Source organism: Ruegeria sp. CH5, assembly GCF_056537025.1.
Genome location: NZ_JBQFQT010000001.1, coordinates 64145 through 81226, shown reverse-complemented (window position 1 = coordinate 81226; position 17082 = coordinate 64145). Strand labels below are relative to the sequence as shown.

Genomic DNA, 17082 nt, shown 5'->3' with positions numbered 1-17082 from the left:
CGTTGGCTCACATGGAGAGTTGACGGCGCTACCGCCCCATCCAACCCCCGTCGACAACAAGGATTTCACCGTTGACGTAGTCCGACGCTGCAGAAGCCAGAAAGACCACAGGTCCGGCAAAATCACCTGGCGTACCCCAACGGCCCTGGGGTGTTCGTTCCAGGATCGACTTCGACCGAACCGGATCGTCCTGCAGGGCTTGGGTGTTGTCGGTTGCGATGTAGCCGGGGGCGATTGCATTCACGTTCACACCCTGCCCGGCCCACTCATTGGAAAGGGCCTTCGTCAGCTGTCCGATACCACCTTTCGAGGCCGCATATCCGGGAACGGTGATGCCGCCCTGAAACGTCAGCAGCGAGGCGGTGAAGATGATCTTGCCCGAGCCGCGCGCCAGCATGTCCTTGCCGATCTCGCGAGACAGAACAAACTGAGAGGACAGGTTGACCTCAATCACTTCGTCCCACCAGTCGTCCGGGTGTTCGGCGGCAGGTTTGCGTTTGATAGTACCGGCATTGTTGACAAGGATATCAGGGGTTTGTCCATCGGCTCTTAACTGATCAATAAACCCATGCAGTGCAGAGCGGTCCGAGAAGTCGCATTGGTAAGCCCGGAAACTGCGCCCCATCGCCATGACGGCTTTTTCGACCTCCGAGCCGGACAGCTCGAGCGAGGCGGACACACCGATGATGTCTGCTCCAGCCGATGCCAATGCCTCGGCCATGCCACGCCCGATGCCGCGTTTGCATCCGGTCACAAGGGCCGTTTTTCCCGTCAGGTCGAAACTTTGCAAAACACTCATGAACGCGGTCCTACTTCGATCAGGCTTTTCATTGCGGTTGGGCTGCGATCCAGTGCTTCGAACGCGGCCTGAATGTCTGCCAGAGGGCTGACATCAGTGATCACGACATCCGCGTCCACTCCGCCCGAGGCGACAACTGCGATCGCCTTTTCGTAATCCTCCGGCTCATAGACCCGAGCACCGATCAGTTGCAGCTCTCGCCAGAAGAATTGGAACAGGTCGATCTGGGGTTTTTGAGCATGGATCGCGACCATCACGATCCGGGCCCGCGTCGCGGCAACGGCTGTCATCGCATCAACACCGGGCTGCGTTCCCGATACCTCGAAAACTACATCCGCCCCTTTGTCGCCCGTGCGCCCGTTGATCGTGGCCACCAGATCGGTTTCGATTGGGTTGATCGTGTCGAAACCAAGCTTTTCGGCAATGGCCAAGCGGTTTGGGTTCACTTCGGAAATCACGACGTTTCCGCCCGCGTCCCGGGCAACCATGGCAACCAGGATGCCGATCGGGCCGCCGCCGATGACGACGACGTCCTCGCCAGGTTGCAGGCCAGACAAGCGCACATCGTGGCAGGCAACGGCGACCGGCTCGATCAGCGCCGCGTGATCCATGCGCAAGTCATCCGGTAGAACGTGCAAGGTGTGGGCCGGAACGGTCCAGATCTCTTGCATGGCACCATCGGTATCGAGGCCGAGAAACTTGAGGTTCTGACAGATATGCTGATGCCCCCGTTTGCAGGCCGGGCACTCGCCGCAGTGATCAAGCGGTCGGACGACGACCTTTTGGCCGGGTTTTATCGTATCGACGCCCTCGCCCACCGCTTCTACGACACCGGACATCTCATGCCCAATTACCCGGTTCAGGCCGACACGGGCATCCATGTTGCCGTGGTAGACGTGCATATCCGTCCCGCAAATCCCGCAATAGGCAACGCGAATGGCGGCCTCGCCGGGGCCCGGAGCCGCTGCCTGGGCCTGTTCCACGGCAAAGCTCTTGTTGCCCCTGTAGTACGCCGCAGAGATCGTCTGGGTCGTCATGTATGCATCTCCCTGTGTTCCGCATTCAGTTTGTCCCAGTCGAATTCCACTCCGGTTCCCGGCGTATCCGGGGCAACGGCCAGGCAGTCTTCCACGACCAGCGGACGGGTCGTGTACCGGTCTATCGGGAATGAGTGTACTTCCAGCCACCCCGCGTTGGGTTGCGCCGAAACGAGGCTGACGTGCAATTCCTGCATGCCATGGCTGCAAACCGGTATGCCGTGTTGGGCGCTCAGCGCGGCCACGCGCAACCAGCCGGTGATCCCGCCGCAATTTGAAGCATCGGGCTGGATGAAACTCAGCTTCGCATCATCGAAGGCGTACTCGAATTCGTGAATCGTGTGCAGGTTTTCACCCATGGCAAGGGGCACGCCCGTGGTTTCGGCAATTCGGCCATAGCCTTTGTAGTCGTCTGGAATTGTTGGTTCCTCGAACCACAGGATATCGCAATCGGCGAACCCTTGGGCGGCCACGATGGCCTGCTCGACGCTCATGGAGTAATTCGCGTCGACCATGAAGAACCGGTCCGGCCCCAACATTTCGCGCACCGCCCGGGCCCGCGCCAGATCATCGGCCAGATCCGGTTGACCGACCTTGATCTTGACCGCGTTGAACCCACGCGCAAGGTAGCCTTCGGTCTGGCGTAGCAGTTTCTCCAGCGAGAAATTCAGGTCGATCCCGCCGGCATAGGCCTTGCACCGTTTGGACGCTCCTCCCGCCATTTGCCATAGTGGTGCATTCTGCGCTCTGCCACGAATGTCCCAAAGGGCAATATCCACGGCCGAGATGGCGAACGAGGCGATCCCACCCCGTGCTACGTAGTGCACGTGCCACTGCATGGCATCGTACAGGCTTTCGATCTGTTCCGCGTCTTGTCCAACCAGGAACGGCGCAAGGTCATGCTGGATCATCGCCAAGATAGCATGACCGCCCTTGCCGCCCGTGTAGGTGTACCCAACCCCCTCAACCCCATCCGACGTTTGGATGGTGACGGTGATCAATTGAAAGAACGTGTGATCCCCATGTTTGGCATCGACCAGGACTTCGGCGAGCGGGACGTTGAACAGCCGCGCTGAAACACTTTCTATGCGATTCACGAACCCAAGACCTTCTGCTGCCTGGCAATAACCCGAGACTGTAAAAGGATGACCGCAAAAAGAAAGCCTCCACGTATGACCATCTGCCAATAGGCGCTGAAACTGATGGTGCCCTGACCGTTTTCAAAGTTCAGAACGTTGAAAACCAGACCCAGCAAAAGCGCTCCGGCCACGGTCGCAGGGATCGACCCCATCCCACCTGTCAACAAGGTGCCGCCCACAACGACGGACGCTATGGCCGACAATTCCCAGCCAATACCCTCAAGGGGTTGTCCGGCTCCAAAGCCCGAGGCCAGAAAGACGCCAGCCAGCCCTGCGCAGCCGCCCGAAAGCAGGTAGACGAAAGCCTTGGCGCGATTCACCTTCAGACCCATGAGGTTCGAGGCATCCTCGCTGCCCCCGATCGCCAAAACGGTCCGCCCGATGGTTGTTCTTTCCAGCACCAGCCAAAGTGCCAGCGTCAGTCCGGCCACGATGACGATTGCCCATGGAAACAGGCCGAACGCCTGCCCCATACCAAGCTTGGTGAAGTTCGACCCCCAATCAACCGAAATTGTCTGGGCGCCCGAAATCACCAATGCGCCGCCTTTAGCGGCCAACATGGTCGCCAGCGTGGCGATGAAGGGCGGGATCCGAACGACGATAATGCAAAAGGCGTTGATCGCCCCGAAGCCCACCCCGGCAAGCACGGCCCCCGGCAGCGCAACCTGAATCCCGTATGGGCTGAGATAAGCCGCAACGACCGATGTAAAGGCCGCCACGGATCCAACCGACAGATCAATCCCGCCGGTCATGATCACGAAACACATGCCCAGCGCGATCGCGATGAACATCGCGTTGTAATTCAGGAAAGACGAGAAATTGTAGGCGCTGCCAAAGTTGTCATAGCGCATCAACCCAAACAGGATCAAAGCCAGCAGTGCGATCCACACCGTCACTGAGGCCGAATTGCGCCGAAGGTACTTTCGCAGGTCAAAAGCCGTTTCATCCAACATCGATCAAGCCCTCCGGAACTGCTGGACCCAAACGGCCAGGATTATGATGACGGCTTTGGCGATCAGTGCAACTTCGTCCTCTACCCCGTTGGCCAACAATGTATATTTGACCAGCTGGATGATCACGGCACCCAGAATGGCGCCAAAGATCGGCGCCCGCCCGCCTTGCAAAAGAGCCCCGCCAACGACAGCGGCCGCGATGGCATCAAGCTCCATCAGATTGCCGTTGCGCGCGGCGTCCGAGGCCGAGTTGATCGCAACCACGATCAGACCGGCCAGGCCTGCAAGCACCGCGCAGATGACATAGGCCCCGATCTTGACCCGCCGGACGGGACCACCCGCCAGATAGGCCGCACGTTCATTGCCGCCGATCGCCAGCAGGTAGCGGCCCCAAGTGGTTCTGGTGATCACCCAAAACAGCACACAGGCAATCGCCAGCGCCAGCCACCCCTGGAACGGCAAGCCAAGCACCTTGCCGGTTCCAAGATAACTGAATGAAGGGTTGGAAAATGTCTGCAGGTTCCCGTTCGTCAAGACTTGGGCAATACCCCGACCAGAGATGAAGAGAATGAGCGTCGCAACGATGGGCTGCACGTTCAACACAGCAACCATCACGCCGTTGAATACCCCGCATAAACCCGCGACGAGCAGCGGCAGGACAATGGCCAAAGTGACGCCAAGCATCGGATTGGCGGCGCCCAGATCCGACAGAAAGATCAGTGGAGCCAGCGCCCCGGCCAAAGCCATGACCGCGCCAACCGACAGATCGATCCCACCCGTGGCGATGACCAGCGTCATGCCCATGGCCACGATGGCGATCGTGGCAACCTGACTGATATTCACGAACAGGGTCTGCAGCTGCAGGAAATTTGGGGTGAAAAACGCATTGAACACCAGCAGGGCGACCAACGCGGCGATGCCGCCATGAAAGCGAAAGGGCATCGATGCGACCCGTTGCGGCAACTTCATTGCGCGGTCCATGAACCAGTTCCTTCTTCATGATGCGCAAGCGCGCGCACCAGTATATTCTCGGTAATCCCGGGGTTGGTCAGTTCCTTGACCGAGCGCCCCTCGTGCATGACCACGATGCGGTCAGCGCCTTCCACCAGTTCTTCGAATTCCGAACTGATGAGGACAACGCCGAACCCCTTTTCGACATAAGACCGAATGAAAGATTGGATCTCTCGCTTGGCGCCGACATCCACGCCTCGGGTCGGCTCGTCGAGTATCAGGATGTCGGGCTGTGTCGCCAGCCAACGGGCAAGAAGCACCTTCTGCTGGTTGCCGCCGGACAACTCGCGAATGGGTTGGTCCATATGCGCCGCCTTGATGCCCAGGTCGTCGATGAAGGCCTGAACGATCTCGCGCTCGCGGGCAAAGTCGATCTGACCACGGCTGGCCAGTTTCGGCAGCAGGGCCAGCGTTATGTTCTCGCGCACGGACATGTCAGGAATGATCCCTTCGGCCTTGCGATCTTCGGTCAGAAAGCCGACCCCGTTTGCGATCGCGTCACCCGGTCCGGACGGTTGCCCGACCGCACCGTGCAGCTCGATTGCGCCGCTGCGGGCCCCGTCCACACCGAACAACGCGCGCGCAGCCTCTGTCCGGCCAGAGCCCAGAAGCCCGCCCAGCCCAACGATCTCCCCGCGGTGGAGCGTGAGGTCGAAATGCGTCAGTCGCGGGCCTGTCGAGACAGAGACAGCCCGCAAAACGATATCGCCTTTCTTGGCCTTGGCGCCGGCGAAGTCCGTGAGCCCGTCTGCCGCGATCTCGTCCTTGTTGCGGCCCAGCATGTCCGCGATCATTTCCAGTTTGGTCGTGTCCTGCACGTTGCGCGTGCTGACTGTGCGGCCGTCTCGCATCGTTGTGACCCGGTCGCAGATCTGGAACAGCTCATCGAGAAAATGCGAGACATACAGGACGGAAACGCCCTGTTTCTTTAACTCGCGCACCACACCGAACAGAACCTCGACCTCGCTGGCATCCAATGACGAGGTGGGTTCGTCCATGATGACCAGCTTTGCGTCCAATGACACAGCCCGCGCAATCGCAACCAACTGCTGGATCGCTGTCGAGAAATTTCCCAGCGGCTCGGTCACGTCGATATCTATGCCAAAGCGCGCAAGAACCTCGCGTGCGCGACTGTTGCCTTCGCGCCAGTCGACCAGAAAGCCAAGACGTTTGGGCTCGTACCCCATGATGATGTTCTCGGTCACTGACCGCAGCGGCACTAGGTTGAGCTCTTGATAGATCGTGGCAATTCCGGATTCCTGCGCTTCGCGCGGAGTGGAGATGTGGCTCGGCACACCCGCCAGATGCACGTCGCCGGCATCCCGGTCGTAAACTCCGGTCAGGACCTTGATCATCGTCGATTTGCCGGCACCGTTCTGACCGATCAGCGCATGAACCTCGCCCGGTGCGATCTCCAGGCTGGCCTGGCTGAGTGCCGGTACGCCGGCAAAGGACTTTTCAATTCCCGACATCGAGACAAGCGCATTCATGACATGTCTTCCTCCGATTGCTTGCAGGCGGCACCGACCAAAGGCCAGCACCACCTACCAGGGAGAATCAATAGGCTTCGTCGATGTGATCGGCCGCGTTGTCCTTGGTAAAGATGCGATCTTCGACTTTCACCCATTCCGGGATCGTCTCGCCAGCCGCGTATTTCTTCATGACTTCACAGGCCAGAGGGCCGAAGAAAGGCGAGCTTTCGACCGTGACGCCCATCTTGCCGTCGATGATGGCTTGTAGCGCATCGCGTGTCCCGTCGATTGAAACGATGGTCACGTCCTCGCCGGGTTTGCGGCCGGCCAGCTCCAGAGCCTGGATCGCGCCGATCGCCATCTCGTCATTGTGGGCGTAGACCACGTTCACGTCGGGATGCGCCTGCAGCAGGGTTTCCATCACCTGACGACCCAGGTCGCGCGCAAAGTCCCCGGTCTGAGAGGCCACGATCTCAAAACGGTCATCCGCTTTGATCGCGTCGTCGAAGCCCTTTTTGCGGTCATTTGCAGGCGAGGACCCTGTCGTGCCTTCCAACTGTACGATGATGCCTTTGTCGCCCTCGAAATTCTCCATCAGCCATTGCGCGGCCCGGTTGCCCTGATCAATGAAGTCTGATCCAAGAAATGCCACGAAATGTTCGCCTGGCTTGGCGACGGCCGGATCAACCGAGCGGTCCACCAGAAAGGTCGGAATGCCGGCGGCACGGGCCTTCATAACGGCCGGGATCAACGGCTTTTCTTCCCGCGGGGGCAGGAACAGGACGTCGATGCCTTGCGCGATCATGCTGTCCACATCCGCAACCTGCTTGGCCGCAGATCCGGCCGCATCCGTCGCGATAAGATCCCAGCCGCAGGCCTCTGCCGTGTCATGGAACGATTTCGTCTCGGCAATGCGCCAGGGATTGTTCGACTCCATCTGCGCAAAGCCGACCTTGTAGCGATCTTTCTGCTCAAGCGGCGGCAGATCCTGTGCCATCGCCGTGGTGCCCAACAGCGCACCTGCGACAACCGTCGAGATCAAAAGGTTTCTGCGTTTCATGGTTATTCCTCCTCCATTGGTGCGGTCGCCTCCGTTTTGACCGCGAGTTTTCAGGTCATGCCCAATTCATGTAAGTCGTCTGTTTCCTCAGATAGCCATCGAAGCCATAGGCGCCGTCTTCGCCCCCAACCCCCGACAGCCCCCAACCAGTGTGAAACCCCTGTACGGCCTCGCCATTCGAACGGTTCATGTACAGTTCGCCGAACTTCAAACGGCTCGGGGCCTCCATCAATCGGCGGTGTGACGCCGTAAAGAGATAGGCGGACAGCCCGAATGACGTGTCATTCGCAAAGGCTATCGCCTGATCAAAATCATCGACTCGCATGGCTGTCGCCACGGGGCCAAAGACCTCCTCCTGCATCGCGGCATTGCCGTTGTCGGAGACCTCAAGAACGGTCGGGGACATCCAGTGCCCTTTGCCGTGCGCGCCGTCCGTCAAAGGCCCACCTTCGAGATGCACCGTGGCACCCTCTGCGATGCTGCGTTGGATGATTTCGGCGACCTTGGTCACTTCGACCTTGCTGACTTTGGGCCCCAGGTCGCAGTCCTCCATCGGATCCCCGATCGACAATGCGCGGGTTTCTGACACGAATTTTTCCAAGAATTGATCTGCAATGCCGCGATGCAGATACATACGCTCGTTGCAGGTGCAGATCTGGCCGCAATTGGCAAACCGGGCGGCAATGGCGGCCGAAACGGCGGCGTCAACATCCGCATCCTCCATCACGATGAACGGAGCCTTGCCCCCAAGCTCGAGCCGGACAACCTTGATCCGGTCGGCCGCTGTGCGAAAAATCTCTTTCCCGGCGCGCGTGCTGCCGGTCATCGTGATCAGCGACGTATCGGGGTGTTCGACCAACCGCTGCCCAACCACCGGCCCTCTCCCCGTCAGAACATTCAGAACACCGGGCGGAAACCCTACCTTGTCCGCAAGCTCGGCAACCGCAAGACCGGAAAGCGGCGTGATTTCATGTCCCAACAAAACAACGGTGTTGCCCGCGACCAGCGCTGGCCCGATTTTTCTGGCGGCCAATGCCAAGGGATAGTTCCAGGCCGTCAGCGCGACGACAACGCCGTAGGGATGGCGCCGAATCTGGATTTCTTCGGACCTGTTGTCCGAGGCCACTATGTCACCCGAAATCCGCCGGGCCTCTTCAGCTGCATGGCAAAGAAAGGTAGCGGCGGCATCCACTTCACCTCGGGCCTGCGAGATCGGCTTGCCCTGCTCGGCTGTGATCAAAGCAGCCAGACGCGCGGCGTCGACCCGGATGGCCTCGGCGAGCTTTCGGACCATTTGCGCCCGCTCGATCGCCGGGCGCGCAGACCACGCGCCAAAAGCCCTGCGGGCCGCCTCGACCGCCGCATCGGCATGCATGGCACCACCATCTGGAACCTGTGCTACGATCTCTTCATTTGCAGGGTTTTCGACATCGACCGCGTCCGCGTCAAAGTCGGCAAAGCGGCCATCGATGAACATCGAATGGCGAACGACTTGACCCAACTCCCCCACTACAGACCGCAATTTCGCCTCCCGCACTTGCTCGGCCAGACCACAATGGCGACCGCACCGCCGATCAAAACACTAATAATATTATTTCGTCAACACTAATATTAATTATCACTTACTAATATTAGTTGCGCACCCTCCGCATAGTCGATAAAAAGGATGCGAACAAAAAGGTTGAGCGATGAACGATCAAGCGAACAAAGCCGGGCAGCACAGGGGTGTAGGACGAGTCGCGGGCCGGCAGCGCGTAACGATGCACGACATTGCGCGCGTCGCCGGGTGTTCGCAGACGACAGTATCGCTGGTTCTCAACAAGAATGATTCCGTCAAGATCTCCGAGGATACCAAGCAACGGGTCCTGGATGCCGCCAACACGCTTGGATACGCCATGCCCTCTCAACTCAGGAAACCCCAGGACAGCGCGCGCCGGCCCGCGGCGCTGGACGGAACCATCGCTTTCGTCGTGGATGATCTGGCATCGAGCCCCGAGATGGTGAACGCGTTCAACGGCGTGAAACAGGCCGTTCGGGACACCGGAAATCTTGTGTTGCTGGCCGAAACCCAAAACGACCCCGAGGTCGAGCCCAGAACGCTGAGGTATTTCCTCGACCAACAGGTTGCAGGCATCATCTACGCGACCGTTTTCACGCGGCGGGTGGTCGTGCCGGAGATCCTCAGGCAGACGGCCACCCCGGTTCTGCTGCTGAATTGCTTCTGCGACGACCTCTCTTTTCCTGCAGTGATCCCCGGCGAAGTCGCTGCCGGACATACGGCGACCAACGCCCTGATCAAGGCCGGGCACAAACGAATTGCCACCATCACCGGCGAGCCGTTCATGGAATGCGCCGCCGGGCGTACGACCGGGTACAGAAACGCCTTGGCTTCCGCCGACATCCCATTTGACGAGGATTTGGTCATCGAGGGCAACTGGCTGCCCAGCGCAGGCTACGCCGCCACGCGGGAATTGATGAACCTGCCCTCTCCGCCAACCGCCATTTTCTGCCAGAACGACCGCATGGCCATCGGCTGCTATGAGGCGCTCAAGGAACTTGGCCTGTCCATCCCCGAGGACATTTCAGTCATCGGATTTGACGATGACGAAACCGCGCGGCACCTGTCGCCGCCCCTGACTTCGATGATCCTTCCCACCCGGGCGATGGGACGCTGGGTCGTCGAACAGCTGTTCCACGGACCGACGGACGGTCAGCGGCACCCACTCGTGAAGCTTGAATGCGAACTGGTCGAGCGCGACTCGATCAGCGAACCCAAACGCCGGACCTGAAGGCGAAATCATGACGGAAACCTTCGATCACATCGTCATCGGCGGCGGCTCGGCGGGCGCCGCGGCAGCAGCGCGGCTGGTCAACAAAGGCAAGTGCAGTGTTCTGGTGCTGGAGGCGGGGCATTCGCATCGCCATCCACTGCTGGACATGCCGCCGGGTATCTTCAAGATGATCAACGGGTCCAAGTTCATGACCTACCACCAGACCGAACCGCAGGACCACCTGGACGGCCGCGTGCATGACATTCCGCAGGCCAACGTTCTGGGCGGCGGGTCGTCGGTGAATGCGCAGGTCTATATGCGCGGTCGGCCTTCTGACTATGACGCATGGAACGACCTGCTGCGACAGACCAACGACGGGGTCGGCTGGGGATGGGACGATGTGCTGCCTTATTTCCGCAGGATGGAAGGCAACAACAGGCTGCACAACGACCTGCACGGCAGCGACGGTCCGGTCCAGGTCTCGGATCCGGGGCATATCGACGACATGTCCCGTTGGTTCGTTCAGTCTGTGCAGGCCCTTGGCGAACCATTCAACACGGACTTCAACGGCGCAAGCCAGCGCGGCGTCGGGTTCTATCAGTTCACCAATCGCGCCGGAAAGCGCAGCTCGTCAGCTTACGCTTTCCTCGCTCCTCTCGAGACGGACCCGAATTTGACCATCCGGCTGGGCGCAAAAGTCAGCAAAATCATCATCGAAAACGACCGGGCCGTCGGCGTGCAGTATCGAGACAAACGCGGGTCCCACACCGTCCGATGTGATGGTGAGGTTGTGCTTGCGGCTGGTGCCCTGGTCACGCCGAAAATTCTAATGCTGTCGGGTATCGGACCGGATGCACATCTTGCTGAACACGATATTCCCGTGGTCTGCCCATTGCCCGGGGTCGGCCAAAACCTGATCGACCACCCCGAAGTTCCGATCACCGCCTTTGCCAACGGCCCTTACGGATATTTCAAACAAGGTGAGGGCTGGCGGATGCTGCGCAACGGTATTCAGTTCAAGCTGTTCGGCAGCGGCCCGGTGACTTCGGCCGGGGTCGAAGCCGGCGCGTTCGTCAATCCGTCGAACCCTGATGGAGAACCAACCATTCAGGCCTTTTGCGTTCCCATCGTCTATCTGGATCGCGACGCGCTTGACGAGGTGCAGGATGACTTTGGCCTGACCGTTACGACCGTCGTAGTCAAACCGAAATCACGCGGAGAGGTTCGGCTTCGCTCGGCAGACCCCGACGCCATGCCAGTAGTTTCGCCCAACCTTCTTAAGAATGAAGACGATATGCAGGAGATGATCCGGGGGCAGAGTTTCTTTCGTCGAGCATTCACCTCGGGCCCGCTTGCGCAAAGGATCCGCGAAATTGTCATTCCGACAGCGGACGACGACCAGACGCTGCGAGCACACTGCAAACGGTTCGTGAAAACCAACTATCACCCGGCGGGCACTGCCAGAATGGGCCGTGACGGTGATGGAATGGCCGTGCTGGACCCCAGAATGCGCGTGCGCGGGGTCGAGAGCTTGCGGGTGTGCGACATGTCCGCCGTGCCGGACATCAACGCCGGCAACACAAACGCACCTGCGATGATGCTGGGCGAACGATGCGCCGACCTGATCCTTGGCATTGGATCAGCACGTGAGGACCGCAATTCCTAGCCCAAGCTGCGGGGCCGCTGTCGGTTGATCCGATTTCCGGCGCAATGATATGCCCCCTGCCCGACCCGTTTCGCCGAAAAACAGGTTAACCGGCCTCATGGGGTCAAGGTAATCGCGGGCCACGGCAAGCGCGTTCGCGGAATGCGCCTTACAGAAAGTCGTCCCGCCTGGGCGTGAAACAGTCGATCAACTCTCCGGCCGCCAGGCAAACACAACCATGGCTCACGCCGGACGGAATGATCAGGCTGTCGCCGGGCCCCAGCTCTCGCTCCTGATCTCCGATGACGAAATTGAACCGCCCGGACCGCACAAATGTCGACTGCACATGCGGGTGGTCGTGCAGCGCGCCTTCGGCACCTTCTTCAAACCGGAAGGACACCATCATGAGGTCTTCGTGAGCTGCCAAAACCTGGCGCGTGACGCCCGGGGCGGGCGACACAATCGGATAGCTATTGGTCATGATACAGTGTCCTCGGTCAGGTGGCGGCGTTCATTTCACTCGAAATACTCGGCATGTTTCGCGTGAACCTCTTCAATGGTCTTGTCGATACGGCCCAGATGACGGCGAATGGTTTCGCTCGCCACCGCCTCGTCGCGGTCTGCAAGCGCCTTGGCCAGCGCCACATGATCCCGAACCAGAGTCTCGGCCTCGCTCTCGCGCCCAAGGCTCAGAACGCACAGGCGGTCGATCTTTCTTTTGCATTCCTGAATCGTGTCGAAGGCCAGCGGGTTGCCGCTCAGCTCGCATATCAACCGATGAAAGTCATAGTCGAGTTGATGAAACTCTTCGGCCTCGTTCCTTGAAACCACGTCTTTCTGCCGCTTGAGGTTGTCCTCCAGCAGCTTCGAGTATTGGGGCTTCCAAACCTGGCATGCAGCGCGCACCACCTCCAACTCGACGGCCAGGCGAACAAAGCGTGCATGACCGATCCGTTCCATTGAAAAGCTACGGACCCGAGTGGCTTTCTGAGGACGGATCAGCAACAAATCCTGCGCCTCGAGCCTGTTGAAAGCATCGCGGACCGGCTGCCTGGACACCTCAAACTTCTTTGCGATGTCTGCTTCGGACAGTTTCGTCCCCGGCAGAATTTCAAGCGAAACGATCGCCTCGTACAGGCTCTCATAAACGATGTCGGTGGTTGTGCGCCGCTCGATCTTGTCCGTAATACTTTGCATTTCCTGCCTTTTTCTGCGCGTGACCAACTCGGGTGGCTTTCCGTGGCTCGAGGCCCCTCCCTCGATACTCGTCAGTGTATCTCCAGCCAATTGATTTGGCACGCACCGTGCGATGCCCTTTGTGATCCTCAAACAAAGTTGTTGACAATACTAGTATCCTAGTCGACTAAAATACGCAACACTGCTTCATGCCCGTTCGAACCCAAAGATCGGAACGGGCGCGCCGGCAGGCTGACCGGGGATCCAAAGGGACAAGAGAATGACCGAATTGAACGCTGAACAGATTGGCCTGAACCGGGACCTTGCAGGGAAGGTCGCGATCGTGACCGGCGGCGGACGGGACATCGGCCGTGCCTGCGTTCTGAAACTGGCCGAGGCCGGAGCGTCGGTCGCAATCAACTATCACAGCTCATCTACGGGTGCAGAGACGGCGGTCCAAGAGATAACGGCTGCCGGCGGTCAGGCGATTGCCGTACAGGGCGACATGACGTCAGGCGCGGATGTGGACAGGCTGGTCTCAGAAACGATTGCCGCCTTCGGGCCCCGGATCGACATTCTTGTCCACGTTACCGGAGGGTTGGTGGCCCGAAAGACCCTGTCTGAGATGGACATGGACCATTGGCGTTACGTTATGGACCTGAACACCACTTCTTTTGCCCGCGCCGTTCAGTCGGTGTTGCCGCACATGAAAAAAGGCGGCGCGATCGTCGGGTTCGCCAGTCAGGCGGGTCGTGACGGGGGTGGTCCCGGCGCGGTTGCCTATGCGGCCTCGAAGGGGGCGGTCATGACGATGACACGTGGGCTGGCCAAGGAACTGGGGCCCGAGATCCGGATCAATTCGGTTTGCCCGGGCATGATCGACACAGACTTCCACAATGTCTTCACCAAGACCGAAGTCCGCACCAACGTGGCCAGCGCCACACCGCTGAAACGCGAAGGCACGTCCGAGGATGTGGCAAACCTCGTCGCGTTTCTGGCCTCGGACGCCGCCGCTTTCATTACGGGCGCGAACATCGACATCAACGGAGGCCTGCTCTTTTCATAGCCGGCTCCGACCGATCACCAAAAACATCTGTCTGCTTCTAGGGAGGAAAGCATGAACACCAAACTTACAAAAACACTGATCGGCGCCGCAGCCATGGTCGTCATGACCGGCAGCGCATCTTTGGCCGAGGATTGGCGCGGGTGGAACATCCACGCAGACGGCTACCCGAATACTGTCGCGATGGACAAATTCGCCGAACTGGTCACCGAAAAGACCGGCGGTGAAATCAACCTGCAAATGTTCCACGGCGGCACATTGGGCAGCCAGCCCGATGCGGTCGAACAGGTCCGCGCTGGCGCCTTGGAGGTCGGAAATTTCAACCTGGGTCCGATTGGCCCGATTGTCGCCGAGGCAAATGTCGTTTCATTGCCCTTCATCTTCAAGGACGTCCCACACATGTTCCGCGTTCTGGACAGCGAGGGCGGTGCCGCGATCGCGGCCGGAATGGCAGCCAAGGGATTGACCCCGCTTGCCTGGTATGACGCCGGCGCCCGATCCTTCTACAACGGGACCAAGCCGATCAATACCCCGGCCGATGTCCAGGGCATGAAAGTGCGGGTCATGAACAACGATCTGTTCACCGGCATGATTGCCGAACTTGGCGGCAACCCCTCGCCCATGGCCTTCGCCGAGGTTTATCAGGCCCTGAAGACCGGGGTCGTCGATGGCGCCGAGAACAACTGGCCGTCCTACGAGTCGACCGGCCATTTCGAGGTTGCCGGCTATTACTCGCTGTCCCAGCACCTGATCATCCCTGAATGCGTGTGCGTCAACACCGACAAATTCAACGCCTTGTCGCCCGAACTGCAGGCCGCAGTCAGAGAGGCGGCGCAAGAGTCCGCCGAGTTGCAGCGGCAATTGTGGGCCGAGCGTGAAGCGGCCAGCCGCGCGGCGGTCGAGGCTGCGGGTGTGGTAGTGAACGAAGTGGCCGACAAAGCGCCGTTCCAGGCCGCGATGGCCCCGGTCTACGAGGCCTATTTCGCAACCAACCCTGACCTCCGCCCGTTGGTTGAAACCATCCAGGCGACCGAGTGATCGGACCGTATCGGATCTGATACCGTCCGGCCCTGCCAATGCGGGGCCGGACATCTGATCAAGAGTTTCAGGCTTATGAGCAATACATCTACGCCCCCGTCCTCAGTGCGCACTATGGTCAGGATCCTCGACCGCATCGCCGATGCATGCCGGATCGTGACCGGTGTCGCGCTGGTCGTGGTCACCGTCATATTCGGCTGGCTCGTCTTCGGCCGCTACGTCCTGAACGCAACGCCAACGTGGGTCGAGCAGGTCGCCCTGCTGCTGGTCATGACGATCGCGTTCATCGGCGCGGCGGTCGGTGTGCACGACAACACGCATTTGTCCGTGTCCCTCGTGCGCTCGGCGGTTCCGCGGCGAGTCAGGACGGCTCTGGTCGTTTGTACAGACGTGATCATGGCCGGGTTCGGTGCTCTGATGCTGGTGTTCGGGGCGCGGCTTACGATGTTTAAATGGGGGTCGCTCATCCCCTTGATCCAGGTTCCAGAAGGCTTGCGGTCATTGCCCCTGACCATTGGCGGGGGCCTTATCCTTGTGTTTTCCGTTGGTCACCTGATCCGCCTCTGCGTCGGTTTTGACGAGCGAAAAGACAGCATCGAATAGAGGCGGATCATGGGAATTCTTCTTTTGCTTGGCGTCTTCGCCCTGTGTGTACTGATCGGAACACCTGTGGCCTTCGCCTTGGGCATTGCCGCCATCTCGGCCTTCTGGTTCGAAGGTTTGCCGCTGATGATCGGGTTCCAGCGGATCATCTCGGGCATCAACGTTTTCTCGTTGATGGCAATCCCGTTTTTCATCTTCGCCGGTGAACTGATGTTCCACGGCGGGATCGCCATGCGTCTGGTGCGGTTCGCGTCAGCCGCGGTCGGCGCCGTTCGTGGGGGCTTGGGCATCGTGAATGTGTTTTCGTCGATGTTGTTTGGTGGAATTTCGGGATCGGCCATCGCCGATATATCTGCCCTCGGCTCCATTCTTGTTCCCGTGATGAAAGAGAAAGGCTACGACGCGGATTATGCGGTCAATGTGACGGTCACGTCGTCGATCGCAGGGATCATCATCCCTCCCAGCCACAACATGATCATCTTCGCCATTGCGGCGGGGGGCGGCATTTCGATCTCAAAGCTTTTCCTCGCGGGTGTAGTTCCGGGCGTGTTGATGTGCCTCTGCCTAGCCGTCGCCGCGTATCTTGTTGCGGTGCGCCGAGGGTATCAGGCCGAAACCTTTCCGGGCTGGAAGGCTCTGGTCATCAGCTTTCTCAGCGCGATCCCCGGGCTGCTGACTGCCGTGATCATCGTCGGAGGCGTCCTGTCGGGCATTTTCACGGTCACCGAATCCGGGGCGTTCGGCGCCATCTATGCCTTTGTCGTCACGCTCGTGGTCTACCGGAGCATCACCTGGGACAAGTTCTGCATCGCGGTTGCGTCGGCCGTACGTACGACGGCCATGGTCATGATCCTGATCGCCTGCGCGGGTGCCTTTGCCTATATGCTGACCTTCTACAGAGTGCCGGACAAAACGGTGGATCTGCTGACAGGCCTGACGGAAAACCCGATCCTTATCCTGCTGATGATCAATGCGGTTTTGTTGCTTCTGGGTATGATCATGGACATGGCGGCCCTGATCCTGATCTGCACGCCGATCTTCCTGCCGGTTGCCAACAGCCTTGGCATTGATCCCCTGCAGTTCGGAATGATCTTGCTGGTGAATCTGGGCCTGGGACTGTGCACTCCTCCGGTTGGCTCCTGCCTGTTTGTCGGCTGCGCCGTTGGCAAACTGCCGATGGAAAAGGCGGTTCGGACGATATGGCCCTTTTACCTGGCAATTCTGGTCGCCCTGATGCTGATCACCTTTGTGCCCGCTATCTCGCTGACCCTGCCAGGGTTGCTTGGATAGCAAGGGCGAGCAGGCAAAAGGTCCG

General features: G+C 59.7%; 16 protein-coding genes. 6 read left to right on the top strand and 10 right to left on the bottom strand.

The genetic code is table 11. The features are described from left to right. Positions 1-28: 28 nt before the first annotated feature. The 8 genes from ACR0JC_RS00370 to ACR0JC_RS00335 all read right to left on the bottom strand — a co-directional run bounded on the left by ACR0JC_RS00370 (position 29) and on the right by ACR0JC_RS00335 (position 8948). Complete coding sequence (locus ACR0JC_RS00370) at positions 29-799, bottom strand: SDR family oxidoreductase (protein WP_170339841.1); 771 nt, start codon at positions 797-799, stop codon at positions 29-31. Further along, complete coding sequence (locus ACR0JC_RS00365) at positions 796-1836, bottom strand: zinc-dependent alcohol dehydrogenase (protein ID WP_170339843.1); 1041 nt, start codon at positions 1834-1836, stop codon at positions 796-798. Before ACR0JC_RS00365 ends, ACR0JC_RS00370 begins: the two co-directional genes overlap by 4 nt. Beyond that, positions 1833-2933: a mandelate racemase/muconate lactonizing enzyme family protein gene (locus tag ACR0JC_RS00360; RefSeq protein ID WP_170339846.1), complete on the bottom strand. Its 1101-nt coding sequence runs from the start codon at positions 2931-2933 to the stop codon at positions 1833-1835. Before ACR0JC_RS00360 ends, ACR0JC_RS00365 begins: the two co-directional genes overlap by 4 nt. Then, positions 2930-3928 carry an ABC transporter permease gene (locus tag ACR0JC_RS00355; protein ID WP_170339848.1) on the bottom strand — a complete coding sequence of 333 codons (999 nt, stop codon included), beginning with the start codon at positions 3926-3928 and terminating at the stop codon, positions 2930-2932. The genes ACR0JC_RS00360 and ACR0JC_RS00355 overlap by 4 nt, the downstream gene beginning before the upstream one ends. Positions 3929-3931: 3 nt before the next feature. After that, positions 3932-4909, bottom strand: a complete 978-nt coding sequence (locus ACR0JC_RS00350) for an ABC transporter permease (protein WP_170339851.1) — start codon at positions 4907-4909, stop codon at positions 3932-3934. After that, positions 4894-6429: a sugar ABC transporter ATP-binding protein gene (locus tag ACR0JC_RS00345; protein WP_254430714.1), complete on the bottom strand. Its 1536-nt coding sequence runs from the start codon at positions 6427-6429 to the stop codon at positions 4894-4896. The genes ACR0JC_RS00350 and ACR0JC_RS00345 overlap by 16 nt, the downstream gene beginning before the upstream one ends. Positions 6430-6496: 67 nt before the next feature. Then, positions 6497-7471, bottom strand: coding sequence for an ABC transporter substrate-binding protein (locus ACR0JC_RS00340; RefSeq protein WP_170339853.1), 975 nt, complete (start codon positions 7469-7471; stop codon positions 6497-6499). A gap of 55 nt (positions 7472-7526) precedes the next feature. Further along, a complete protein-coding gene (locus ACR0JC_RS00335; RefSeq protein WP_170339855.1) occupies positions 7527-8948 on the bottom strand; it encodes an aldehyde dehydrogenase family protein in 1422 nt (473 codons plus the stop codon). Positions 8949-9231: 283 nt separating this feature from the next. Between ACR0JC_RS00335 and ACR0JC_RS00330 the strand changes: the two genes are divergently transcribed. Beyond that, a complete protein-coding gene (locus ACR0JC_RS00330; protein ID WP_170339857.1) occupies positions 9232-10260 on the top strand; it encodes a LacI family DNA-binding transcriptional regulator in 1029 nt (342 codons plus the stop codon). A gap of 10 nt (positions 10261-10270) precedes the next feature. Further along, complete coding sequence (locus ACR0JC_RS00325) at positions 10271-11908, top strand: GMC family oxidoreductase (RefSeq protein WP_170339859.1); 1638 nt, start codon at positions 10271-10273, stop codon at positions 11906-11908. Between the two features lie 148 nt (positions 11909-12056). On the opposite strand, the gene ACR0JC_RS00320 is transcribed toward ACR0JC_RS00325, so the two are convergent. Beyond that, entirely contained in the window at positions 12057-12368 is a 312-nt protein-coding gene (locus ACR0JC_RS00320) for a cupin domain-containing protein (protein WP_170339861.1), read from the bottom strand. Positions 12369-12403: 35 nt separating this feature from the next. Beyond that, entirely contained in the window at positions 12404-13084 is a 681-nt protein-coding gene (locus tag ACR0JC_RS00315) for a GntR family transcriptional regulator (RefSeq protein WP_170339864.1), read from the bottom strand. 259 nt (positions 13085-13343) lie between these two features. Between ACR0JC_RS00315 and ACR0JC_RS00310 the strand changes: the two genes are divergently transcribed. The 4 genes from ACR0JC_RS00310 to ACR0JC_RS00295 all read left to right on the top strand — a co-directional run bounded on the left by ACR0JC_RS00310 (position 13344) and on the right by ACR0JC_RS00295 (position 17057). Further along, complete coding sequence (locus ACR0JC_RS00310; protein ID WP_170339865.1) at positions 13344-14129, top strand: SDR family NAD(P)-dependent oxidoreductase; 786 nt, start codon at positions 13344-13346, stop codon at positions 14127-14129. A 51-nt stretch (positions 14130-14180) separates the two neighbouring features. Further along, complete coding sequence (locus ACR0JC_RS00305; protein WP_093961689.1) at positions 14181-15164, top strand: TRAP transporter substrate-binding protein; 984 nt, start codon at positions 14181-14183, stop codon at positions 15162-15164. A 75-nt stretch (positions 15165-15239) separates the two neighbouring features. Next, positions 15240-15767 carry a TRAP transporter small permease gene (locus tag ACR0JC_RS00300; protein WP_170339867.1) on the top strand — a complete coding sequence of 176 codons (528 nt, stop codon included), beginning with the start codon at positions 15240-15242 and terminating at the stop codon, positions 15765-15767. 9 nt (positions 15768-15776) lie between these two features. Continuing rightward, positions 15777-17057, top strand: a complete 1281-nt coding sequence (locus ACR0JC_RS00295; RefSeq protein ID WP_170339264.1) for a TRAP transporter large permease — start codon at positions 15777-15779, stop codon at positions 17055-17057. The last annotated feature ends 25 nt before the right edge of the window (positions 17058-17082 follow it).